Annotated in this window: 24 protein-coding genes; 12 read left to right on the forward strand and 12 right to left on the reverse strand. The window is 71.2% G+C overall.

Features of this window, described 5'->3' with window-relative positions; genetic code table 11:
* From ACFKCF_RS52480 to ACFKCF_RS52495, 4 genes are read right to left on the reverse strand one after another with little or no spacing between them, the layout of a single operon-like run.
* A complete protein-coding gene (locus ACFKCF_RS52480) occupies positions 1–735 on the reverse strand; it encodes an alpha/beta fold hydrolase (protein ID WP_394503766.1) in 735 nt (244 codons plus the stop codon).
* Entirely contained in the window at positions 732–1,355 is a 624-nt protein-coding gene (locus ACFKCF_RS52485) for a LysE family translocator (RefSeq protein WP_394503768.1), read from the reverse strand. The genes ACFKCF_RS52480 and ACFKCF_RS52485 overlap by 4 nt, the downstream gene beginning before the upstream one ends.
* Before the next feature lie 49 nt (positions 1,356–1,404).
* A complete protein-coding gene (locus ACFKCF_RS52490) occupies positions 1,405–2,376 on the reverse strand; it encodes a helix-turn-helix transcriptional regulator (protein ID WP_394503769.1) in 972 nt (323 codons plus the stop codon).
* Between the two features lie 40 nt (positions 2,377–2,416).
* Positions 2,417–2,788, reverse strand: a complete 372-nt coding sequence (locus ACFKCF_RS52495; RefSeq protein WP_394503771.1) for a winged helix-turn-helix transcriptional regulator — start codon at positions 2,786–2,788, stop codon at positions 2,417–2,419.
* Between the two features lie 78 nt (positions 2,789–2,866).
* On the opposite strand from ACFKCF_RS52495, the gene ACFKCF_RS52500 reads away from it, so the two are divergent.
* Positions 2,867–3,703: an SDR family oxidoreductase gene (locus ACFKCF_RS52500; RefSeq protein ID WP_394503773.1), complete on the forward strand. Its 837-nt coding sequence runs from the start codon at positions 2,867–2,869 to the stop codon at positions 3,701–3,703.
* A gap of 125 nt (positions 3,704–3,828) precedes the next feature.
* Here the strand turns inward: ACFKCF_RS52500 and ACFKCF_RS52505 are convergent, their stop codons facing one another.
* From ACFKCF_RS52505 to ACFKCF_RS52520, 4 genes are all read right to left on the reverse strand, one after another.
* Positions 3,829–4,593 (reverse strand): sulfite exporter TauE/SafE family protein, encoded by a 765-nt coding sequence (locus ACFKCF_RS52505; RefSeq protein WP_394503775.1) that lies wholly within the window; start codon positions 4,591–4,593, stop codon positions 3,829–3,831.
* A 78-nt stretch (positions 4,594–4,671) separates the two neighbouring features.
* Positions 4,672–5,619 carry a VWA domain-containing protein gene (locus ACFKCF_RS52510; RefSeq protein WP_394503776.1) on the reverse strand — a complete coding sequence of 316 codons (948 nt, stop codon included), beginning with the start codon at positions 5,617–5,619 and terminating at the stop codon, positions 4,672–4,674.
* Positions 5,620–5,683: 64 nt separating this feature from the next.
* Positions 5,684–6,616, reverse strand: coding sequence for a DUF58 domain-containing protein (locus ACFKCF_RS52515; RefSeq protein WP_394503778.1), 933 nt, complete (start codon positions 6,614–6,616; stop codon positions 5,684–5,686).
* A 7-nt stretch (positions 6,617–6,623) separates the two neighbouring features.
* Positions 6,624–7,625, reverse strand: a complete 1,002-nt coding sequence (locus tag ACFKCF_RS52520; protein ID WP_394503780.1) for an AAA family ATPase — start codon at positions 7,623–7,625, stop codon at positions 6,624–6,626.
* A gap of 55 nt (positions 7,626–7,680) precedes the next feature.
* Here ACFKCF_RS52520 and ACFKCF_RS52525 point away from each other — a divergent pair, with 55 nt between their 5' ends.
* Both ACFKCF_RS52525 and ACFKCF_RS52530 read left to right on the forward strand, forming a co-directional pair.
* Positions 7,681–8,457 carry a hypothetical protein gene (locus tag ACFKCF_RS52525; protein ID WP_394503782.1) on the forward strand — a complete coding sequence of 259 codons (777 nt, stop codon included), beginning with the start codon at positions 7,681–7,683 and terminating at the stop codon, positions 8,455–8,457.
* 39 nt (positions 8,458–8,496) lie between these two features.
* Positions 8,497–9,360: a DUF2268 domain-containing protein gene (locus ACFKCF_RS52530; RefSeq protein ID WP_394503784.1), complete on the forward strand. Its 864-nt coding sequence runs from the start codon at positions 8,497–8,499 to the stop codon at positions 9,358–9,360.
* A 185-nt stretch (positions 9,361–9,545) separates the two neighbouring features.
* Here the strand turns inward: ACFKCF_RS52530 and ACFKCF_RS52535 are convergent, their stop codons facing one another.
* Complete coding sequence (locus tag ACFKCF_RS52535) at positions 9,546–10,190, reverse strand: response regulator (RefSeq protein WP_394503786.1); 645 nt, start codon at positions 10,188–10,190, stop codon at positions 9,546–9,548.
* A complete protein-coding gene (locus tag ACFKCF_RS52540; protein ID WP_394503788.1) occupies positions 10,187–11,692 on the reverse strand; it encodes a histidine kinase in 1,506 nt (501 codons plus the stop codon). Before ACFKCF_RS52540 ends, ACFKCF_RS52535 begins: the two co-directional genes overlap by 4 nt.
* A gap of 145 nt (positions 11,693–11,837) precedes the next feature.
* Here ACFKCF_RS52540 and ACFKCF_RS52545 point away from each other — a divergent pair, with 145 nt between their 5' ends.
* From ACFKCF_RS52545 to ACFKCF_RS52570, 6 genes are all read left to right on the forward strand, one after another.
* Positions 11,838–12,401: a ClpP family protease gene (locus ACFKCF_RS52545; RefSeq protein ID WP_394503790.1), complete on the forward strand. Its 564-nt coding sequence runs from the start codon at positions 11,838–11,840 to the stop codon at positions 12,399–12,401.
* 1 nt (position 12,402) lies between these two features.
* Positions 12,403–13,020 carry an ATP-dependent Clp protease proteolytic subunit gene (locus ACFKCF_RS52550; RefSeq protein WP_394503792.1) on the forward strand — a complete coding sequence of 206 codons (618 nt, stop codon included), beginning with the start codon at positions 12,403–12,405 and terminating at the stop codon, positions 13,018–13,020.
* A gap of 572 nt (positions 13,021–13,592) precedes the next feature.
* The gene (locus tag ACFKCF_RS52555) at positions 13,593–14,183 is read left to right on the forward strand and encodes a class I SAM-dependent methyltransferase (RefSeq protein ID WP_394503794.1); all 591 of its coding nucleotides are present in this window, start codon (positions 13,593–13,595) and stop codon (positions 14,181–14,183) included.
* Positions 14,180–14,719: a TrmH family RNA methyltransferase gene (locus tag ACFKCF_RS52560; RefSeq protein WP_394503795.1), complete on the forward strand. Its 540-nt coding sequence runs from the start codon at positions 14,180–14,182 to the stop codon at positions 14,717–14,719. Before ACFKCF_RS52555 ends, ACFKCF_RS52560 begins: the two co-directional genes overlap by 4 nt.
* Before the next feature lie 35 nt (positions 14,720–14,754).
* Entirely contained in the window at positions 14,755–15,555 is an 801-nt protein-coding gene (locus ACFKCF_RS52565) for a glycerophosphodiester phosphodiesterase family protein (protein WP_394503797.1), read from the forward strand.
* A gap of 15 nt (positions 15,556–15,570) precedes the next feature.
* Positions 15,571–17,004 (forward strand): MFS transporter, encoded by a 1,434-nt coding sequence (locus ACFKCF_RS52570; RefSeq protein WP_394503798.1) that lies wholly within the window; start codon positions 15,571–15,573, stop codon positions 17,002–17,004.
* A gap of 293 nt (positions 17,005–17,297) precedes the next feature.
* On the opposite strand, the gene ACFKCF_RS52575 is transcribed toward ACFKCF_RS52570, so the two are convergent.
* Both ACFKCF_RS52575 and ACFKCF_RS52580 read right to left on the reverse strand, forming a co-directional pair.
* Positions 17,298–17,774: a hypothetical protein gene (locus tag ACFKCF_RS52575; RefSeq protein WP_394503800.1), complete on the reverse strand. Its 477-nt coding sequence runs from the start codon at positions 17,772–17,774 to the stop codon at positions 17,298–17,300.
* 1,481 nt (positions 17,775–19,255) lie between these two features.
* Positions 19,256–19,759 (reverse strand): winged helix-turn-helix transcriptional regulator, encoded by a 504-nt coding sequence (locus ACFKCF_RS52580; protein WP_394503802.1) that lies wholly within the window; start codon positions 19,757–19,759, stop codon positions 19,256–19,258.
* Positions 19,760–19,792: 33 nt separating this feature from the next.
* Here ACFKCF_RS52580 and ACFKCF_RS52585 point away from each other — a divergent pair, with 33 nt between their 5' ends.
* The 3 genes from ACFKCF_RS52585 (at position 19,793) to ACFKCF_RS52595 (ending at position 21,731) form a co-directional block, all read left to right on the forward strand.
* A complete protein-coding gene (locus ACFKCF_RS52585; protein ID WP_394503804.1) occupies positions 19,793–20,302 on the forward strand; it encodes a nuclear transport factor 2 family protein in 510 nt (169 codons plus the stop codon).
* Between the two features lie 341 nt (positions 20,303–20,643).
* A complete protein-coding gene (locus tag ACFKCF_RS52590) occupies positions 20,644–21,261 on the forward strand; it encodes a hypothetical protein (RefSeq protein ID WP_394503806.1) in 618 nt (205 codons plus the stop codon).
* Positions 21,262–21,386: 125 nt separating this feature from the next.
* Positions 21,387–21,731, forward strand: coding sequence for an RNA polymerase-binding protein RbpA (locus ACFKCF_RS52595; protein WP_364846137.1), 345 nt, complete (start codon positions 21,387–21,389; stop codon positions 21,729–21,731).
* The last annotated feature ends 4 nt before the right edge of the window (positions 21,732–21,735 follow it).

The raw sequence follows: 21,735 nt of genomic DNA on the forward strand, positions 1-21,735 counted from the left end.
CTAAAGGTAGTCCAGGAGCAGCTGGTTGATCTCCTCGGGACGTTCGAGGGCGGGCAGGTGCCCGGCCCACTCCAGCTCGACCAGCCGCGCCCGGGGCAGCTCGCCGGCCAGCCGGCGGGCGCTGTCCTGGAAGTACGGCAGGTCGTGCCCGCCGGCCACGACCAGCGCCGGCACGTCGATCTCCGCGGCCTTGAACTCCTTCTCGACCTGCGACGGCTCCGGATCCGCGGCCAATTGCACCTCGAACGCGTGCCGCTGCATCTCCACCACGCGCCCGAACGCCTCGCGCGACGCCTCCGGCCCGAGCAGGGTGCGCGCGTTCAGCTCCGCCGCCCCCTGGACGTCGCCCGCCTCCAGCAGGCGCCCCTCCTCGTCCCAGTACGCCCGCAGGTCCGGCGTGGGCGGCAGGTCGGAGAGGGGGTTCAGCAGCACCAGCCGGCCGGCGAGTCCGGCCGCCGCCAGCTCCAGCGCGACCCGGCCCCCGCCCGACGAGCCGACCAGCGCCGCCCGGCTCACCTCCAGCGCGGCCAGCAGCCGCGCCACGTCGTCGGCGTCGCTGTACGGGCCGTCCGACCGGTAGGGGCTGCGCCCGTACCCCCGGAAGTCCACCGTGATCACCCGGAAGCGCTCGGACAGGGCCTCCACCTGCGCGTCCCACATGCCCGAGTCGACCGCCGACGAATGCAGCAGCACGACGGGCTCGCCCGCGCCCCGCTCGGCGTGCCAGATCGTCATCGCGACTCCACCGCCAGCCGCACGCCCAGCCCGATCAGCACCACGCCGGAGATCTGCTCCAGCCGCCGGCGCACCGCGGGCCGCCCCAGCACCGCCTTGGCCTTGGCCACCGTCCAGATGAGCAGGCCGTACCAGGCCAGGTCGACCAGCACCCACACGACGGCCAGCGTCGCGAGCGTGACCGGCACGTTCTGCCCGGGCGCCACGAACTGCGGCAGGAACGACATCGCGAACACCGCCGCCTTCGGGTTGGCCAGGCACGTCCCGAGGCCCGCCAGGTACGGCCCGCGCAGGCCCGGCACCACCGCCACCCCGGCCTCCACATCGGTGGCGGCAGCGCCCTTGCGGGCCTGCCACAGCGCCTGCGCGCCCATCACGACCAGCACCACGGCGCCGACCACGCGCATCACGTCATAGGCCAGCTGCGAGGCCACCAGCAGCGCCGACAGGCCGAAGGCGGCCGCCAGCCCCCACAGCAGGATGCCGGTCTCGTTACCCAGCGTGGCGGCCATGCCGGAGCCGCGGCCCGCGCGCAGCGTCTGGCGCAGGATGATGGCCGTGCTGACCCCGGGCGCCATGGCCACCAGAACGCACGCGCCCACGAAAGCGAGAAGATACATGCGCGGCATGTTCGCAGAAGCCGCGCCCGGAAGTCGCCTGATTATCGGCCTACTCGTAGACCTTGCGCAGCTCGGCGACCGCCTCGCGCATCAGCGCCCGCAGCTCCGGCGGCCCCAGCACCTCGACGTCGGCCCCCATCCGCAGCAGCAGCCAGCGCGCGTGCGTGATCGACTCGATCGGCACCGTCAGCGTCAGCCAGCCCTCCGGATCGGGCTTGCCGGCCGCGGCCAGCGCCGCGCCGACCACGTCGGCACCCATCGTGTACGCCAGCAGATCGTCCCGGCCGGGGGCGAGCCTGATGACGGCCTCCGCGGTGTACATCCGCTCGCGGAACTCCTTGGCGTAGCCCTGCCAGAACCCGCCCAGATCGAACCCCTCGGGCCAGGGGAAGCGGCCGGGCAGCGTCTCCACGGTCAGGATCCGCGCCACCCGGTAGGTGCGCGGGCTGCCGCCCGGCGGCGCGGCCACCATGTACCACGAGCCGCCCTTGAGCACCAGCCCGTACGGGTGGATCACCCGATCGACCTCCTGCTGCCCCCAGCGCCGGTAGGTCATGTGCAGCGGCCGCTGGTCCCAGACCGCGTCGGCCACCTCGCTCAGATGCGGCACGTCGTCGGCCGAGCGATACCAGCCCGGCACGTCGAGCAGGAATCGCTCGCGCATCCGCGAGGCGTGCGAGCGCGGCTCGGGCGGCAGCGCGGCCAGCAGCTTCAGCTCCGCGGTGGCGGCCACGTCGGCAAGCCCCAGCTCGGCCGCCGGGCCGGGCAGCCCCGCCAGGAACAGCGAGGAGGCCTCCTCGGCGGTCAGCCCGGTGAGCCTGGTGCGGTAGCCGTCGAGCAGCTGGTAGCCGCCCGCGGGCCCCCGGTCGGCGTAGACCGGCACGCCGGCCGCCGACAGCGCCTCCACGTCGCGGTAGACCGTGCGGACCGACACCTCCAGCTCCTCGGCCAGCTCCGGCGCGGTCATGCGGCCGCGCGACTGCAGGAGCAGGAGCAGCGAGAGCAGGCGGCTGGCACGCATGGCCCCATTGTAGGAAAGCGGCCTGCGGGAAAGCGGCCGTTCAGCGGGCGGCGTACTCCTCCCGGGAGGTCACCACCTGGGGCATGCGCTCCTCCACCCACTCCAGCAGGGGGATGAGGCGCTCGGCGGCCTCCCGGCCCAGCTCGGTGAGGCTGTACTCGACCTTGGGCGGGATCGAGGGCTCGGCCACGCGCAGCACCATGCCGTCGCGTTCGAGCGCGTGGAGGGTCTGGGACAACATCTTCTCGCTCACCCCGTCGACCCGGCGGCGCAGCGCGTTGAAGCGGTAGGTCCCCTCGTACAGGGCCACCAGCGCCAGGATCGCCCAGCGACCGGTGATCGTCTCCAGCACCGAGCGCGAGGTGCACCGGCGCGAGAAGACATCGGCCACCAGCTCTTCGAACTCCTCCATGGAAACCAGCGTACGCGTTCGTGGGTACTTTCTGATAGAAAGTACTAACCAAAGCGCTGGTACTGAATGGGAGTAATCATGATCGTGGTGACCGGAGCCACCGGACAGCTGGGCCGGCTGGTGATCGAGGACCTCAGGAAGCGCGTCCCCGCCGAGCAGATCGTCGCCGCCGCGCGGACCCCGGAGAAGGGCGCCGACCTCGGTGTCGAGGTGCGCCAGGCCGACTACGACCGGCCCGAGACCGTCCGGAGCGCGCTGCGGGGCGCCACCAAGGTGCTGCTCATCTCCGGCGTGGACCCCAACCGCCTGCAGCAGCACTCCACCGTCGTGGACGCCGCCAAGGAGGCCGGGGCCACGCTCGTCTACACCAGCGCGCCCGGCGCCGACACCACCGAGGCCCTCCTGGCCGCCGACCACCGGGCGACCGAGGAGTACATCAAGGCGTCCGGGGTGACGTACACGATCCTGCGCAACAACTGGTACAACGAGGTCTACGCCCCGTCGATCATGGCCGCGCCGCAGCTCGGCGCCGTGCACGGCGCCGCCGGTGACGGCCGGGTCGCCTCGGCCTCCCGCGCCGACTACGCCGCCGCCGCGGCCGCCGTGCTGACCGGCGAGGGCCACGACGGCAAGGTGTACGAGCTGTCCGGCGACACGACCTGGACCCGGGCCGACCTGGCCGCCGAGATCGCCGCGGTCACCGGCAAGGAGGTCGTCTACCAGGACCTGCCGAAGGACGAGTACACGGGCGTGCTGGCCGGCGCCGGCCTGCCGGCGCCGTTCGCGGAGATGATGGCGGACGTGGACGTCAACATCGCCCGCGGCTGGCTCTCCCGCACCCCCGGCACGCTGCGCGAGCTCATCGGCCGCCCCACCCAGCCGATCGGCGAGTACGTCCGCTCCCTCCTGGCCTGACCCCTCCCGGCAGCGCCACGCCTTCCCCTCACGGTCCCCTTGGGGAATCCAGAGGGACCGCAGCCGGAGTGCGGCGGTTCATCCAGGTTGCGGCGAGGACGGACGACGGTGTCTCTCGGGCGCCGTCAGGCGGCGAACTGCTGCCACGCCAGCCTGGCCACCAGGGCCACCACGACGCACAGCAGCACGATCCGCACGAAGCCGGTGCCCCGCTTGAGCGCCATCCGCGCGCCGAGCTGGGCGCCGGCCACGTTGCACACGGCCATGCCGAGCCCTAGCCCCCAGTTCAGGTGTCCCTGGACCCCGAAGACGACCAGCGCCCCGAGGTTCGTCCCCACGTTGATGATCTTGGCGGACGCGGAGGCCGAGACGAAGTCCAGGCCGAGGATGGCGGTGAAGGCGATGATGAGGAACGTCCCCGTGCCCGGCCCCATGATGCCGTCATAGAAGGCGATCCCCACCCCGGCCACCGCCACCGCGGCCAGCACCCGGCCGTTGGTCCGCAGATGCGGCACCGGCACGGCCCCGAGCGCGGGCCGCAGCGTCACGAACGCGGCCACCCCGAGCAGCACCACCATGACGACGGGCCGCAGCACCTCGGCCGAGATCGCCGCCGCCGCCGAGGCCCCGAGCCCGGCGCTCAGCACGGCCAGCCCCGCGCCGGGGAGTGCCACCTGCCGGTCGATCTTGGTGGAGCGGGCGTACGCGACGGCCGCGGAGGTGGTGCCGAAGACCGACGACAGCTTGTTGGTGGCCATCGCCTCGACCGTGGGCAGCCCTGTCATCAAGATCGCGGGGAGCTGCACCAGCCCGCCCCCGCCCACGACGGCGTCGACCCATCCCGCCCCTGCCGCCGCGACCAGCAACACCAGGACCTGCTCCAGCGGCACGCCACTCCCCCGATTTCCCCCAAGAAACCCCAAGAGTGTACAAGTCGTACAGTGACCCGCCTTGGGGCAGGGGTGGCGTCAGGGGATCCGGGAGCCGAACAGCACCGCCGCGCCCGCCACCAGCAGCCCGGCCAGCATCGCGGCCACGATGAACCACTGGGTGATCTCCTGGTTGACCAGCTTGTAGCCGAGCGAGGTGCCAATCTGCTCGTAGACCTCGCGCAGCTCGCTGCCGGACTCGGCCGTGTAGGCCCGCCCGCTGGTCCCGTCGGACAACGACTGCAGGGTCTGCTTGTTGACCGGCACGTTCACCGGCCGGCCGTCGATGTTGACGGTGCCCTCCTGGGTGCCGTACGCGATCGTGGAGACCGGCACGCGGGCCTGCTGGGCGGCGTCGATGGCCTCGTTCACGGACCTGCCCGAGGTGTTGTCGCCGTCGGACAGCAGCACGATCGCGGCCGGCGGCGGGTCGGTGGCGGCCTGCTGGTCGAACGAGCGCAGCGAGTCGAGCGAGTTGAAGACGGCCTCGCCGATCGCGGTGCCCGGGCGGGTGGTGAGGGTGCCGATGGAGGTGACCACGGCCTGGTGGTCGGTGGTGGGCGAGATGACGACGTTGGCGGAGCGGGCGAAGGACACCACGCCGACGTTGAAGCGGTCCGGCAGCTCCCTGACGAACGCCTGCGCCGCGGCCTTGGCGGCGTTGATCCGGTCGGGCTGGACGTCGTCGGCGTCCATGGACAGCGACACGTCCAACGCGATCATGATGGTGGCGCGGTCGCGCGGCACGCGTACCTGGTCGGCGGGTTTGGCGGCGCCGACGACCAGGAGCGCCATCATGAGGAGGAACAGCGCGGGGGCGACGTGGCGGCGCCAGCCGGGGCCGGCGGGGGCGACGAGGTCGAGCAGGGCCAGGTTCGTGAAGCGCACGGTGTAGCGGCGCCGGGCGAACATCGAGACGATGTACCCGGCCACCAGCAGCCCCACCAGCAGGAACAGCCAGAGCCAGCCGGGGGCCAGAAAAGTCACAAGGCCTCCTTTGTCGGCCTTGCGACCAAAGTGCTGCGTCTGATTGTTCCCTCGCTTCGCTCGGTCACTTAGGTCTCCTGTGGGCGAGGTGGCTCATGCGGCGCTGGCGGAGGACGAACTGCGCGATGTCGAACACCCAGTCGCGGTCGGTACGCAGCACGAGGTGCGCGATGCCGGCGCGCCGCAGCGCCACGCGGGTGCCCTCGCGCTGCAGGGCGGCCGCCTCCGCGTACGCTTGCCGAACCTTGGGTGAAAGATGCACTTCGCGTACTTTCCCGCTCTCGGGGTCGGTGAACGCGACCCGCCCCACGTCGGGCAACTCCAGCTCGCGCGGGTCGATCACCTCCACCGCCAGCACCTGATGACGGGCGGCCAGCCGCCTGATGGGGCGCTCCCAGGGGCGTTCGGCGTCGGGGTCGAGGCTGGGGCGGGCGTCGAGGAAGTCGGAGACGATCAGCCGCACGCCGCGCCGCCTGCGGCTGGCCGAAAGCACCTCGATGCCCTCGGCCAGGTCGGGCGCGTCGGGCACGATCTTGCCGCGCGGGGCGTCCATGAGCGAGTGCAGCAGCCCGTAGAGGGCCGGGCGGCCCGTGCGCGCGGGCATGCGGTGCACGTACTCGTCGTGCAGCACCAGCGCGCCGAACCGGTCGCCCATCCTGCTCGACAGGAACCCGATCGCGCCGACCGCCGCCACCACCAGGTCGCGCTTGTCGGTGTCGGCGGTGCCGAAGTCCATGCTGGGCGACAGATCGGCCAGCGCCCAGGTCTCCAGTTCGCGGTCGGCGATCAGGTCGCGTACGTGCGGGACGGTCGTGCGCGCGGTGACCGCCCAGTCCATGCGGCGCACGTCGTCCTCGCCGGGCACGTACACGCGGCTGTCGCCGGCCTCGCTGCCCGGCCCCGGCAGCAGCCCCTGGTGGGCGCCGTGCAGCAGCCCGTCCAGCCGCCGGGTGACCGTCAGCTCCAGCCGCCTGAGCGCCTGTTCGGCCGTGTTCACAGGCCGCTCACCGGTTCTGGTTCCAGACGACGAGGGGCGGGGGCACGGCTTGCAGGATCTGCTTGACGACCTGCTCGGGGTCGACGCCGTCGGCCAGGGCGTCGAAGGTGAGCATGAGCCGGTGCGACATGACGTCCACCGCCACGTCGCGTACGTCGTCGGGCAGCAGGTAGTCGCGGCCGCGCAGCAGGGCGAGGGCCCGCCCGGCCGAGACCAGGCCCAGCGTGGCCCGGGGGCTGACGCCGATCTCGATGGTGTCGATGAGGTCGGGCAGGCCGTAATCGGCGGGGCTGCGGGTGGACATGACCAGCCGCACCACGTAGTCGGCGACGAGCTGGTGGACCGAGACCTGCTCGGCCGCCTCCTGCAGGGCCAGCAGCTTGTCGGGGTCGAGCACCCGCTCGGGGACCGGCGGCGTGACGCTCATCCGGTGGAGGATCTCCAGCTCCTCGTGCGCGCTGGGGTGCGGCACCCGTACCCGGAACAGGAACCGGTCGCGCTGCACCTCCGGCAGCGGATAGACGCCCTCGGACTCGATCGGGTTCTGGGTGGCGAGCACGATGAACGGCTTGGGCAGCGGGTGGGTGACGCCGGCGAGGGTGACCTGCCGCTCGGCCATCACCTCCAGCAGCGCGGACTGGACCTTGGCGGGGGCGCGGTTGATCTCGTCGGCCAGCAGGAAGTTGACGAACACGGGGCCGAGCTCGACATCGAACTTCTCGTTGGAGGGGTGGAAGACGCGGGTGCCGATGATGTCGCTCGGCACGAGGTCGGGGGTGAACTGGATCCGGGCGAACGTGCCGCCCACGACAGTGGCCAGGGTGGAGGCGGCGAGGGTCTTGGCGACGCCTGGGACTCCTTCGAGCAGGCAGTGCCCGCGGGCCAGCAGGGCCACGATGAGCCTTTCGACCATGTGGTCCTGGCCGACGATGACACGCCGGACCTCGTCGAGACTTTGACGCAGCAGTGCCGCGTCGTTTCCGCCTGGCAACTCTTCGGCGACGCTCATGACGCCATTCCACCAAACGCGCCGCAAACGTGCACGACGCCACGTCTGTGCTTTCATGGCAAACGTGGCAAGTCCCCTGCAGTACGGCGATCCACCCCGGCTGGGACCCTACGTGGTCCAGGCCCGCCTGCACACTGCCCCGGCCGGCTTCGTGTACCTGGGCCAGGGACCCGACGGGCGCGCGGTGTCCCTCGCCGTGCTCACCCGAGGGGCCGCGCTCGACGCCGCCGCCCGCGACCGGTTCGTGACCGCGGTCAGGGAGGCCAGGGGCGAACGGTCCGGATTGCGCGGCTGGCTCGGACGTTCCGGGCGCTCGCGGGGCGCGGTGCTGGACGACACGCCCGACGTGCTCGCCTTCGACGGCGGGCACGCGCCCTGGGTGGCGGTCCCGTACGTGCCCGGCCGGCCCGGGGCCGAGCGTTTCCTCGATCCCGTCATGGTGGGCGGGACGTTCATCGGCGAGGCGCACGGGCCCGACTTCGTGCCGTACTGGCTGACCGACCGAGCGCCGGCGCTGCCCGGGCCGACGCGGCAGCGCAGGCCGCTCACCGAGACCCGCAAGCGGGTCCTGATGGCCGCCCTGGCGCTGGTGCTGCTGCTGATGCTGGTGACGGCGATCCTGCTGCTGCTGTTGCTGGGCCGGCGCGACAGCGAGCCGCAGCCCCGGCAGCTGCCGCCGACGGTGTTCGTGCCGACGCCGCCGCCGACGCCGGCCACCCCCGAACCGCGGCCCTCGCCGTCGACCTCGCCCTCCCCGTCGGAGAGCGGGCAGGTCACGCCCGGGCAGACACCCGGCGACGAGATGGGCGACGAGTCCCCGCTCTTCAATTAGCTTGAGCCTGACGTAACAGGAGGCTTTAGCTTCCGCGGCATGGAATTCATCGTTCACGACACCCTCACGGCGATGGCCGCCCTGCTGCGGGAGCCCCTCGACCGGCGGCCCGACGCCCTGCGGGACCTCCTGGCGCCGATGCGCTCGGCGATCCCGGCGCCCGGCGACATCGTCGACCTCCACCACCAGGGCGGCGGCTTCCGCGTCGACGCCGACGACCCGCGCTACCTGCCCGCCGTCCAGCGCATGATCGACGCCGACGTGCTCGGGCAGGTGCGGCGGGAGCTGGAGCGCGCCTCCGACCGGCTGCGCGACGCCAAGCAGCGGGAGTCGCTGCAGGTCATGTTCGTGATGGGGAATCCGGACAACGAGCACCTGATGAAGGTGAGCGGCGGCTACTACGGCATGGGCGGCTCGCCCGGCTGGCTCTACCTGCTGGCCTGGCCGTCGGACGAGGTGATCGGCCGGATCGGGCACCTGGCGGTGCACGAGTTCCACCACAACGTCCGCTACACCAACGTCGAGTGGAACCCGATGACCGTGACCGTGGGCGAGCACGTGGTGGCCGAGGGGCTGGCCGAGGCGTTCGTACGGGAACTGTCGGGGGCCGAGGCCATGGGGCCGTGGTCGTCCATGGTGAGGGGGGAGGCGTTCGAGCGGGCGTACGAGCGGATCATGGCGGACTTCTCGCTGGCCGGGATGCGGAACACGCCGGCGTACGTGCTGGGGGACAGCGTGGCGCGCGCCTTCGGGCAGGAGCCGCGCGGCATCCCCGACATGGCGGGGTACGCGGTGGGACTGCACCTGGTCGACCAGGCCCTGACCGCCACGGGCCTCACGGCCACGGAGGCGACTCTGCTGCCGGCGTCCGAGCTCCTGCTCCGCGCCGCCATCCACCCCTGACCCACCACCTCCACCCCAAGGAACCCCAGCCCCACGCCCCCTCACCCCGAAAGACCCCAGCCCCGCACGGCGGGAGGTAGCCACCAACCCACCCCGCACCCCCTCACCCCGAAGGACCCCAGCCCCGCACGGTGGGAGAGTCACTCACCCACCGACCGGTGCCCGGGCCCTTCGGGGACGCCGTCTCAGCGCGGCGAGACGAAGCCCGACTCGTAGGCGGCGATCACGGCCTGCGTCCTATCCCGGGCACCCAGCTTGGCCAGCACGTTCCCCACGTGCGTCTTGACCGTCTCCTGGCTGACGACCAGCTCGGCCGCGATCTCGTTGTTGGACAGCCCCTTGGTCATCAGCCGCAGCACATCACCCTCGCGGCCGGTCAGCCGGTCGATCCCGGCCACCCGACCCGGCCCCTGAGGCCGCCGCCCGGCCAGCGCCCGGATCGCGGCCGGGAACAGCAGCGACTCCCCCGCCGCCACCAGCTTGACCGCGTTGATCAGATCGTCCGGCCGGGTGCGCTTGAGCAGGAACCCGCTGGCCCCGGCCCGCAGCGCGTCGTAGACGTGGTCGTCGTTCTCGAACGTGGTCACCACGAGCACCTTCGGCGGCGCGTCCAGGGCCAGCAGGAGCTCGGTGGCCTGGATGCCGTCGAGCGCGGGCATGCGTACGTCCATGAGGACGACGTCGGGCCGCTCACGGCGGACCACGGGCAGGACGGCGGCACCGTCCGCGGCCTCGCCGACCACGGTCAGGTCCGGCTCGGCGTCGATGATGATCCGCAGTCCGGCGCGGATGAGGTCCTCGTCGTCGGCGATCACGACTCTGAGCGTCATGGGCTCGACCGTAGCGGCAGACGTACCGTGACCCTCCATCCGGCCTCCGTGGGCCCCGCGTCCAGTTCGCCGCGCAGCAGCCGGACACGCTCGCGCATCCCCGTCACGCCCCTGCCTCCGGAACCGCCGCCGCCGTTCCCCCGTCCCTGGTTGGTGACCTCGAGTCTCAGGTCGTCGTCCCGTACGGCGGCGGCCAGGCGTACGGGGCCGTGGCCGTGCTTGATGGCGTTGGTGAGCGCCTCCTGCAGGATGCGGTACGCCTCCCGGGAGACCACGGCGGGCACGGCGGACATATCGCCCACCTCCTGCCGCACCTGAGCACCCGAGGCGGCGACAAGCTCGTCGAGGTCGGCCAGCGTGGCCTGCGGCGCCCTGACCCGCCCGCCCCGATCGAAGCGCCTCCCACCAGCCGCCCCTTCGGAGCCGGAACGAAGGCGCGCCACCCCCGGAACCCGGCCGGACGACGCGGCATCGGCACGATCACCACCACCCCGGCCATCGACCGCATCATCACCGCTCCCGTAGACGCCACGGCGGTCGACACCACCCCGAGAGACACCGACTCGGCCTTCAGCTCGACCGTCCTCAGCTCGCCCGCCCACAGCTCGCCCGCCTTCGGCTCGGCCGCCCTCAGCTCGCCCGCCTTCGGCTCGGCCGTCTTCGGCTCGGCCGTCTTCGGCTCGGCCGTCTTCGGCTCGGCCGTCTTCGCGGAGCACGCCCAGGACGTGGTCGAGGTCCTCCAGGGCCGTGCGGGCCGACTGCTCGATGGCGGCCAGGGCTCTTCTGGCGGTCTCCGGGTCGCGGTCGAGGACCCGCCCCGCGGCGGCGGCCTGCAGGGTGACGACGCTGAGCGCGTGCCCGACCGAGTCGTGCAGCTCGCGGGCCAGCCGGTTGCGTTCGGCGAGCGTACGGGCGTGCTCTTCGGCGGCGGCCAGGCGCTCGGCCGGAGTGGGTCCGAGCAGGACGGGAGCGAGCCTGGCCAGGAGTTCGCCCGCGCCCGCCGCGGTCGCCACCAGCGCCCCCAGCAGCGCCAGCCCGGCCAGCGGCCACAGCACCGCGGACCATCCCGGCTCCACCATGACGCCGATGATCGGGGTCGTCCGCCCCGCGAACGGCAGTGCGAGCGTGACCAGCGTGAACGGCACGATGGCCAGCGTGGAGCCGCTGACCAGCCCGCCGATCGCCAGGTGCAGGGTGAACCAGGCGGCGGTCCGGCGCCGCTCCTGCCAGGTGCGGCCCGCCTGCCGGGACGGGGTCTCGACGTGCGCCCCGAGCAGCCCCTGCGCCGCGTTCACCTCCAGCGCCCGGATCGGCAGGAACAGGCCGGTAACCGCCACCACCGGCAGCACCGCCACGAAGACGCCGACCTGGATGGGCAGCAGCAGGTTGGCGTTCTGGCCCTGCCACTGGGCCGCGATCACGACGCCGGCCATCATGTACGGCATCAGCAGCGCGCCGCCCAGGATGAGGCACGCCCATCGGCGGGGCAGGTTCCTTCTCACATCCGCGATTGTATGTCGATGGTTATTCGCTCTCGGTGGAATGCGCCCTTAGAGAAATGCGCCCCCAGCGAAATAATTCCAGAATTCACGCCCGCCGGGTCTAGCGTTTTTCTCGGAAATACCCAGCGCAGAAAGGCGACCGGCCATGACGGAGACCCAGCGTGCGGCCTGGCCAGACCAGCTCAGCCAGCGCCTGCTGAAAGAGCGGATCGTCGTCCTCGGCCAGGAGGTCGACGACGAGATTTGCAACCGGCTCTGCGGGGAGCTCCTATTGCTGGCGGCCGAAGACCCACACCGCGACATAACGCTTTACATCAATTCGCCGGGCGGGTCCGTGACCGCCGGGATGGCGCTCTACGACATGATGCAGTTCATTCCGTGCGATGTGGCGACGGTGGCGATGGGGTTCGCCGCGTCCATGGGGCAGGTCCTGCTGACGGCGGGCGCCAAGGGCAAGCGCTACGCCCTGCCCAACTCCCGCATCGTCATGCACCAGCCGCTCGGCGGCATCGGCGGCTCGGCCAGCGACATCCAGATCCAGGCCGACAACATGCTCTACACCAAGCGCCGGATGGCCGAGATCATCGCCCACCACACGGGTCAGCCGCTGGAGCGCATCCAGGCCGACTCCGACCGCGACCGCTGGTTCAGCGCCCAGGAGGCGATGGACTACGGGATCGTCGACCACATCGCAGAAGGGATGAACTGATATGAGCGGCCGCTATGTGCTGCCCTCGTTCACGGAGCGCACGTCGTACGGCCTCAAGGAGATGAACCCCTACAACAAGCTCTTCGAGGACCGCATCGTCTTCATCGGCGCCCCCATCGACGACACCGTGGCCAACGACGTGATGGCGCAGTTGCTCACGCTCGAGTCGCTCGATCCGGACCAGGACGTCAGCCTCTACATCAACTCCCCCGGCGGCTCGTTCACCGCCATGACGGCCATCTACGACACCATGCAGTTCATCCGGCCGGAGATCCAGACCGTCTGCATCGGCGAGGCGGCCTCGGCCGCGGCGGTCCTGCTGGCGGCGGGCTCGCCCGGCAAGCGTGCCGCCCTGCCCCACGCCCGCGACCTGCTGCACCAGCCCCACGCGGAGGGCGGCCGCGGACAGGGCAGCGACCTGGAGATCCACGCCAGGGAGATCCTGCGCATGCGCGACCAGCAGGAGGAGATCCTCGCCCGGCACACGGGGCGGGGGATCCTGGAGATCAGGAAGGACATCGAGCGGGACCGGATCTTCACGGCGGAGCAGGCCCGCACGTACAGGCTGGTTGACGACATCTACGCCTCCAGAAAACGCACCCTGACCCCCACCCACTGAACCCCCACCCCCCACAGCCAAAGAACCGAGACCCAAAAGCGGCGTGGACCCTGGATGGGACCGGGCGACCGGGCCGCGACCTGGGCCGAGCCCTGGGCCTGACCCTGGCCCCGACGACAGGGCTGGGCCTGGCCCTGGGCCCGGCGGCGGGTCTGAGAGGGGTCAAGGCCGGAGACCAGGGCTGGGGCGAGGCCTGGCCTGCCTGGCTTGGCCGGCCTGGCCTCGGCTGGCTGGCCTTGGGCCTCCTTGCCTGGGCGGGGCCGGCTGGGCTGGCCCTCAGGTGGGGCCGGGGCCGCGCCGAACCTCACCAGGTCCAGCACTCCACCCTGAGCCCGCGCAGGAACCGTCACCGGGCACGGCACCCCTCGCTCAGAGCCATGCGCCGCTCCCATCGCCTCCTTGGCCCCACCAGCACCCAGCTCCCCGAACTGCACTCCACCCATCCCCGAGTCTCCTCTGCCCTACCTGCCTCAAACGGTGGGCTGCGGGCGCTCCGAGGCGCGGGGATGACCCGGGCCCCTGGTCTGCCGCGTGGGTCGGGGATCCGGGCCGGTCCGGTAACGTTTTGCGACGTGGCCCACTACTTCTCCGAACAGCCGAAGGCAGCGAGCAAGCCGGGCTCCGTCGACCTGGTCCTGCCCGATCTGCACCTGCGGTTGGAGACCGACAGCGGCGTGTTCTCGCCGGAACGGGTCGATGTGGGCACGCGCATCTTGCTGGAGACCGTCCCGTCGCCGCCACAGGAGGGCGATCTGCTCGACCTGGGCTGCGGTTACGGGCCGATCGCGCTGACCATGGCCTCCCGGGCACCTGAGGCGACCGTGTGGGCCGTCGATGTGAACCGGCGGAGCCTGGAGCTGACCGGCAGGAATGCCGAGGCCGCGGGCCTTTACAAAGTACGGTCAGTGCATGTCGACGAAGTGCCAGATGACGTGAAATTCCGGGCGATCTGGTCTAACCCTGCGATCCGCATCGGGAAGCAGGCCCTGCACGAAATGCTCACCAGGTGGCTGACCCGGCTCACACCCGACGGCGTCGCCTATCTGGTCGTCCAGAAACACCTCGGCTCGGACTCCCTGCAGCGCTGGCTCGGCGAGCAGGGCTGGCAGGCCTCCCGCGAGGCCAGCCGGGCCGCCTACCGGATCCTGAAGGTGACCCGATGAGAAGGCAACTGCGCCCCACCGACGTCAAGCGGCTCAACCGCACCTGGCGCAGGAACACCGAGAACCGCCTCGCCATGATCATCGAGTCGGTCACCGGCCCGTTCAACATCGGCTCGATCTTCCGCAGCGCCGCCGCGTTCGGCGTGGACGAGATCTGGCTCGCCGGCAACGCCACCCCGCCCACCAACCCCAAGGCGGGCAAGACAGCGCTCGGCACCGAACGCCTGGTCACCTGGCACGAGCCGATCCCGGCCACAGAGGCGGTCAAGGCCGCCAAGGCGCAGGGCTACACCGTGCAGGCCATCGAGCTGACCGCCGAGGCCGTGCCGCTGCACCGCGCCGGCCTGGGCCGTGACGTCTGCCTGGTGGTCGGCAGCGAGGACCACGGCTGCTCCCCCGCCCTGCTCGACGCCGTGGACGGCGTCTGCTACATCCCGCAGGTCGGGCGGGTCGGGTCCTTCAACGTGGCGGTGGCCGCCGCCATCGCGCTGGCCGAGGCTCGCCGCCAGGAGTGGGAGAATCTCCTCGAACCGTAACCGAACCGTTCACCCACGGAAGGCATACTCAGGACGTGCTGAGCCGTCGATTCGCCTTTCTCGACCATCCGGGCCCGCTGGCCTTCGCGCACCGCGGAGGCGCCGCCGAGGGCGCGGAAAACTCCGTCGCGGCCTTCGAGCGGGCGGTCGGGCTCGGCTACACCTATCTGGAGACCGACGCGCACGCCACCTCCGACGGTGTGCTGCTCGCCTTCCACGACCACACGCTCGACCGGGTGACCGACCAACGGGGCCGCATCTCGGAGCTGCCCTACCGGGCGGTCCAGCAGGCCCGTATCGGCGGGGTTCACGAGATCCCGCTGCTGGAGGACCTGCTGGGCACCTGGCCCGAGATCCGCTTCAACATCGACGTCAAGGAGGCCGCCGCCATCGCGCCGCTGGCCGAGGCGATCCGGCGTACCAACTCCTATGACCGCATCTGCCTGACCTCCTTCTCCGACGAGCGGCTGACGCTGGCCAGGGCGGCGATGAGCAGGGAAGTGTGCTCGGCGCTCGGCCCGCGCGGCGTCGCCGCGCTGCGCGCCGCCGCGTCCACCTCCGGCTACGGCCGCCTGCTGGCCCGCCTGTCGCGCGCCGGGGTCCCGTGCGCGCAGGTGCCGGTGGGCTTCCGCGGGCTGCGGGTGACCACCCGGAGTCTGGTACGTACGGCGCACGCCATCGGCATGCAGGTGCACGTGTGGACCGTCAACGACCCGGTGCGCATGGAACACCTGCTCGACCTGGGCGTGGACGGCATCATGACCGACAACGTCTCCGGCCTGCGCACCGTGCTGGAGCGCCGCGGCCAATGGCATCCCGGCAGTCTGGCCGCATAGGAGCGACTCGACACCATGCCCGTACCCGCACCCCCCGCGGCCCTCGACGACTCCCCCGCAGCCCGCAGGCGCGAGCAGCGCGGCTGGTACTTCTACGACTGGGCCAACTCCGCCTTCTACACCACGATCATCTCGGTCTTCCTCGGCCCGTACCTCATCCCGGTCGCCAAGACCGCGGCCTGCGCCAAGGACTTCCCGAACATCGCCTCCGACACGTGCGTGGCCGACTTCGACAAGCTGGTCGACAGCAATCCGGGCCTCGGGTACGTCGACGTGCTCGGCGCCGACATCAGGCCGGCCGCGTTCTTCGGGCTGACGCTGACGATCGCGGTGTTCCTGCAGATCGTGGTGCTGCCCGTGGTGGGCGCGCTGGCCGACCACATCGGACGCAAGCGGGAGATGCTCGGCGGCTTCGCCTACGTCGGCGCGCTGGCCACGATGGCGCTGTACTTCGTCGAGGGCGATCGCTACATGCTGGGCGGGGTGCTGTTCATCCTGGCCAACCTCGCGTACGGCTCCTCGGTCGTGGTCTACGACTCGTTCCTGCCGCAGATCTCCACCCCCGCCGAGCGCGACGGGGTGTCCTCGCGCGGCTGGGCCATCGGCTACCTGGGCGGCGGCCTGCTGCTGGCCCTCAACCTCGTCCTCTACACGCAGCATGAGGGCCTGGGGGTCGCCGAGGGCATGGCGGTGCGCATCAGCATGATGTCGGCCGGTCTGTGGTGGGCGATCTTCACGATCATTCCGCTGCTGCGGCTGCGCAACCGTCCCGTGCCCACCCACGAGACCACGGCGCTGCGCTCGGTCGGCGGCAGCTTCCGCCAGCTCGGCCGCACCCTGGCCGAGCTGCGCCGCTATCCGCTGACGCTGCTGTTCCTGGTGGCGTACCTGGTCTACAACGACGGCGTGCAGACGGTGATCGGCAACAGCGCGGCCTTCGCCTCCGAAGCACTCAAGCTGGACAAGACGGTGCAGATCACGGCCATCCTGATGGTGCAGTTCGTGGCGTTCTTCGGCGCGCTGCTGCTGGGCCGGCTGGCTCGCAGCATCGGCACCAAGCGCACGGTGCTGGCCAGCCTGGTGCTGTGGACGGCGATCGTGGCGGCGGCGCTGTTCGTCGGGGAGGGGCAGGCGCTGCAGTTCTACCTGATGGCGTTCGCGATCGCGATCGTGCTGGGGGGCACGCAGGCGCTGTCGCGCTCGCTGTTCTCGCAGGTGATCCCGAAGGGGCGGGAGGCCGAGTATTTCAGCCTGCTGCAGATCAGCGACAAGGGCTCGGCGTTCATCGGCTCCCTGACGGTCACGATCGCGCTCCAGCTGAGCAACAGCTACCGGATCGCCATCGTCTCCATGATCATCTTCTTCGTCATCGGCTTCGTACTCCTCGCCCTGACCAACCTCCCCAAGGCGATCCGCCAAGCCGGCAACGAGGTCCCCGACCGCATCTGACCTGAGCCGCCGGGCGACCCCCGTGCGGCCGTTCCCTGGAGCGCGGTAGCACGAGGCGTCCTCACGCGCGGACGCACGCTGGGCCGGCCTGCGCCCTCCTGCCCCCATGGGCGACGGGGTTCCAGGATCGTCCCTGGCGCTCGGCGGCTTCACTCCCATCGCGTTCTCGGACGCGCAGCCAGGCGGCTCGTCCAGGCGCTCATGCCAGGACGAGCAGGTCACGCGGCCGCTCCAAGCGCACGTGTCGATCACAGCAGCCCGCTGCGGACGTCCAGCGGGCGGTCGGGCAGGGGTCAGTCGTTCGGGCCATGTGGAGGATCGGGGCTGGAGTCAGGCAGGGGTTCGGAACTCGGGTCGGGCGGAGGGTCGGGGCGGGGGCCGAGCTTGTGGGCGATCCAGAACGCCGCCCCTGCGAGGGTGGCCGTGCCCACGATGGCGAACAGCACCCACCACCCCCGATGGCCGTTCCCGTACGAGTCGCCGGTGGTGCGCCCGGAATCGGGACCCGCCTCGCCTGGCGTGCCCGTACCGCGCGGCAGGGATCCGTCCGGGGTCGGCGAGTCTCCGTCGCCAGGTGACGCCGGCCAGCCGTCGGTGCCGGGCAGAACGGACGAGCCGTCGTCGCCGGGGTGAGCCGCCTCGTCGTCAACGTCGTGCGAGGGCGGCCACCCCTGGGTGCCCTCGGGCGACGGCCAGTCTCCACGGCCCTCCAGCGCCCCCCAGCCCTCGGCATCTGACGGCCACTTCCCACCGTCAGGCGACCAGCCCACACCCGCAGGCGGCGAGCCTGCGCCATCAGCCGACCAGCCCGCACCGCCAAGCGGCAAGCTTCCGCCACCATGCGAGCGGTCCACACCGCCGGGCAGCGAACCTCCCCCACCAGACGGCCGGCCCGCACCTCCAGACAGCGAACCTCCGCCACCATGCGAGCGGTCCACACCGCCGGACACCGAGCCTCCCGCAACAGACGGCAGACCCGCACCGCAAGTTGACGAACCGGCTTCACCAGGCGACCAGCCCGCGGGGCCAAGCGGTGAACCGGCATCACAAGGCGACCGGCCCATGGCGTCGGGCGGCGAGCCTGGGCTGTCAGGCCGCATGGTCGAGCCGTCGGAATGGCCGGGCTCTCGGGTAAGCATGGCACCGTCTCGAGGCTGTGACGCCGCGTCGGAGGGCGGGACCTCGTTGGGCGGCGTCTGTGGGCCTCCGTCGCCGAGTGGCACTTGTCCGCTTTCGTTGTTCCGGGCCGGCGAAGCGGCGACACCCGACGCCTGTGAATCCGGTCCGCCTGGGGGCTGTAAATACGGCCTGCTGTGCGCCAGTGAGCCTCCGTCGCGTATCTGCGGCTGTCCGCCGGCCTGCGGTGTGAGTGACCCTGTGGCGCCGCGGGAGGTGCGTGTCCCGTCAGCGGCGCGCGCAGGCCCGGGGCCGGGTGAAGCATCCTGTCCCTCGCCACCCTCAGAACCGTTGGAGGGCGACGGTCGTACCCGCGCGCTGGCCTGTGACCGTCCCCCGTCGGAGGGAGCCTGCGATCCCTCGCCTGGTCTTGAGCCCTCACCTGGGCGGACCCTCGCCGGACCGGTGTGCGCCACTCCGTCGCCCCCATCGTCACCCTCCCTGTCATGGTCATCGCCTCCGTGGTCATCCGCGGAGCCAGCGGCGATCTGGACCATGCCGAACGGCATCGCCATCCGGGCATTCCGCCGCCCCGACAGTGCCGTCATAGCGCCCACCAGGACGAGTGCGACGGTGATGGCCAGCAGGAGCCATCGTGGTCCCCGTCTCATCGGCGTCTCCCGTCGGTCGTCCCGTACGCTGCCGGGTCTCAGCCTGCGGGCCCACGATGGCGCCTTCGTTAGCGGCGGATGAGAGGTCTCTCATCAACAGGCGGCCGCCTCCATCCCGGAAGCGGCGGCACTTCGATCGTGGCCATCCGCGCGCCTCTGATGGCGACAGCCATGGACAGACTGCTGGCACGATGCTGCGGCCGATGTTCTGGTCGCGGCGCCCAGGCATGCCCTCCGGGGACAACCGTGCGGCCGGCATCCGGTCGCAGGACTCAGGCATGCCCTCCGGACGCACCGGTGCGGCCAGTGATCTTGTCGCGGCACCCAGGGGTGCGCTCAGGGAGCAACCTTGCGGCCGGTGATCTGGTCGCGGCGCCCAGGCATGTGCTCAAGCACGACGGTGCGGCCGGCGTCCTCATCGGGACGTTCGCAGGCTCAGTCCAGTTGCGGCCGTGTGCGGCCGGTTACGGTCGACGGCGGCTGTCTGGTCGCGATGGTGCTGCGAGGAGCATGGTGCCTAGGCCCTGGGCCGCGCCTGGGCCGCCTACGGCTGAGACCGTGTCCGCGGTGGCCTCGCCGCCGCAGTGGGGGCAGGTGACGACCGGGGTGAAGCGCTCGCCGCAGGAGTGCACCAGGAGCGCGGGCGGGCCGCCCGGCGGCGTGGACCAGCGGTCGCCCCAAGCCATCAGCGTCAGCAGGGCCGGCACGATGTCGCGGCCCGCCTCGGTGAGGACGTACTCGTGGCGTACAGGACGTTCCTGGTACGGCCGCTTCTCGACCACACCGGCCGCCACCAGATGCTCCAGGCGACGAGTCAGGAGGTTGCGCGAAATGCCCAGATCCTCTGCCAGGTCGTCGAACCTGCACAGGCCCAGGAACAGGTCGCGCAGGATCAGCGGTGTCCACGGCTCGGCCACCACGCCGACGGCCTGAGCGATGGAGCAGTGCATCTCACCGAACCTGTTCACGGATCCAGGATAGTGGGTTGATAAAGTGAACCCATGACAGTTCACATTCAGGACTCACCTGCGGCCGCCTACCGGCGGGCAGGCGAGGCGCACGACGTCGACGCCCTCCTCGCCACGCTCGCCGACGATGTGGTCTTCCGCTCGCCGCTCAGCGCCAATGCCGCCTTCCAGGGCAAGGAGCAGATACGGGAGCTGTTCTCGGTCGTGTTCGACGTGCTGTCCGACCTGCGCTACCAGAAGGACATCGGCGACGAACGCACGCGGACCCTGACCGCGACCGCTCGGCTGGGACGCCAGGAGATCCACGAGGCGGCGCTGGTCGAGGTGGGCGAGGACGGGCTGATCAAGGAGATCACCATGTGGATCCGGCCTCTGCCGGGGCTGACGGCGATGATGGCCGCACTTGGCCCCGGCCTGGCGCGGACCACCGGCAAACCGGGGCTCCCCTGGCTCATCGCCGCTGCCGTCAAGCCCCTGGCGGCGATGACCCGTTTCGGCGACAGGACTTTGGTCCCACTTCTGACGCGCAGGCGCCCCAGCTAGGGTCCGTCCCTCTCAATCGCCTTTCCCACGCCGCCCATCCCACGCCGCCGCCCCCGACCCCACCCCTACTCCAGGCCCCCTGCCCTTCGGGCTTCGGGCTTCGGGCTTCGGGCTTCGGGCTTCGGGCTTCGGGCTTCGGGCTTCGGGCTTCGGAAGGACGATAGTCACGCCCGCTGGGGACCAGGAAGCCCGGCCAAGCCGCAGGAGAGCCCCCGCCACGCCACGCATGCACCAGCCTGGAGGGTCACCGATCCAAACAGAGAGCACTGCTCTTGACATCATCTCTCCAAAGAGAGAGCATTGCTCTCACTAAAGAGCAACGCCCTCTTCAAGGAGCATTGATGGCCCCCAGGCTCACCTCCGCAGCCTTCGCCGCCGCCGGCATCCTCTTCCTCGCCTATCCCGCCATCCGCCCCTCCGGCGACGACGCCGCGGCCATGGCCTCCACCGCGTGGGTCGCCGGGCACGCGGCCGCCATGCTCGGTTTCGTGCTGCTCGGCCTGGCCGTGCTCGGGCTGCACCAGGTGCTCGGCGACCGCCTCTCCCTGCGGGCCGCCGCCGTGACCTGGGTGGGCGCGGGTCTGACGCTCCCGTACTACGGCGCCGAGGACTTCGGCCTGAACGTGATCGCCCGGCGTTCCCTCCAGGACCAGGCGCCTGCGCTGATGGGGCTAGCCGAGGAGTTCAGGTACGGGCCCGTCGCGATCACCATGTTCGCCGTGGGGCTGCTCGTTCTGGCCGTCGGCGCGGTCATGGCCGCGATTTCCGTCTGGCGGTCCGGAACACTGCCCAAGTGGAGCGGGACGGCCCTGGCGATGGGGTTCGTACTGTTCATCCCGCAGTTCTTCGCCCCGTATCCGCTGCGGATCGCGCACGGCGTGCTGATCATGATTGGCGCGCTCTGGCTGGCGACGGCCCTGGTCACGGCCGGGAGGCGGGCCCGATCGGCGACCGTGTGAAGAACCGGCGGCCCCAAGCGCGATTGGATCACCCCGCGGGTGGGAATCCCATCACGGTACCAAGCGTTAGACACCGTGGGAGACAGACCCCCCACGCAAGGGGGCCCTGTAGGAGGCATTTAGACATGGGCGAGCGCGCGCTTCGTGGCACCCGGCTCGGGGCAACCAGCTACGAGAACGACCGTAACACGGATCTGGCCCCGCGCCAGGAGGTGTCCTACACCTGTCCTAAGGGCCATCGCTTCGAGGTTCCGCTTGCAGCCGAGGCCGAGATCCCCGCGACCTGGGAGTGCCGCATGTGCGGCGTGACCGCGGTACGCGTGGACGGCGAGCAGCCGGAGTCCAAGAAGGTCAAGCCCCCGCGGACACACTGGGACATGCTCCTGGAGCGGCGGTCGATCGAAGATCTTGAGGAGGTGCTCAACGAGCGGCTCGCGGTTCTGCGGGCCCAGCGTCGAAAGAGCGCCTGACCTC

It is taken from the genome of Nonomuraea sp. JJY05 (assembly GCF_043496855.1).
In the GTDB taxonomy this organism is placed as follows: domain Bacteria; phylum Actinomycetota; class Actinomycetes; order Streptosporangiales; family Streptosporangiaceae; genus Nonomuraea.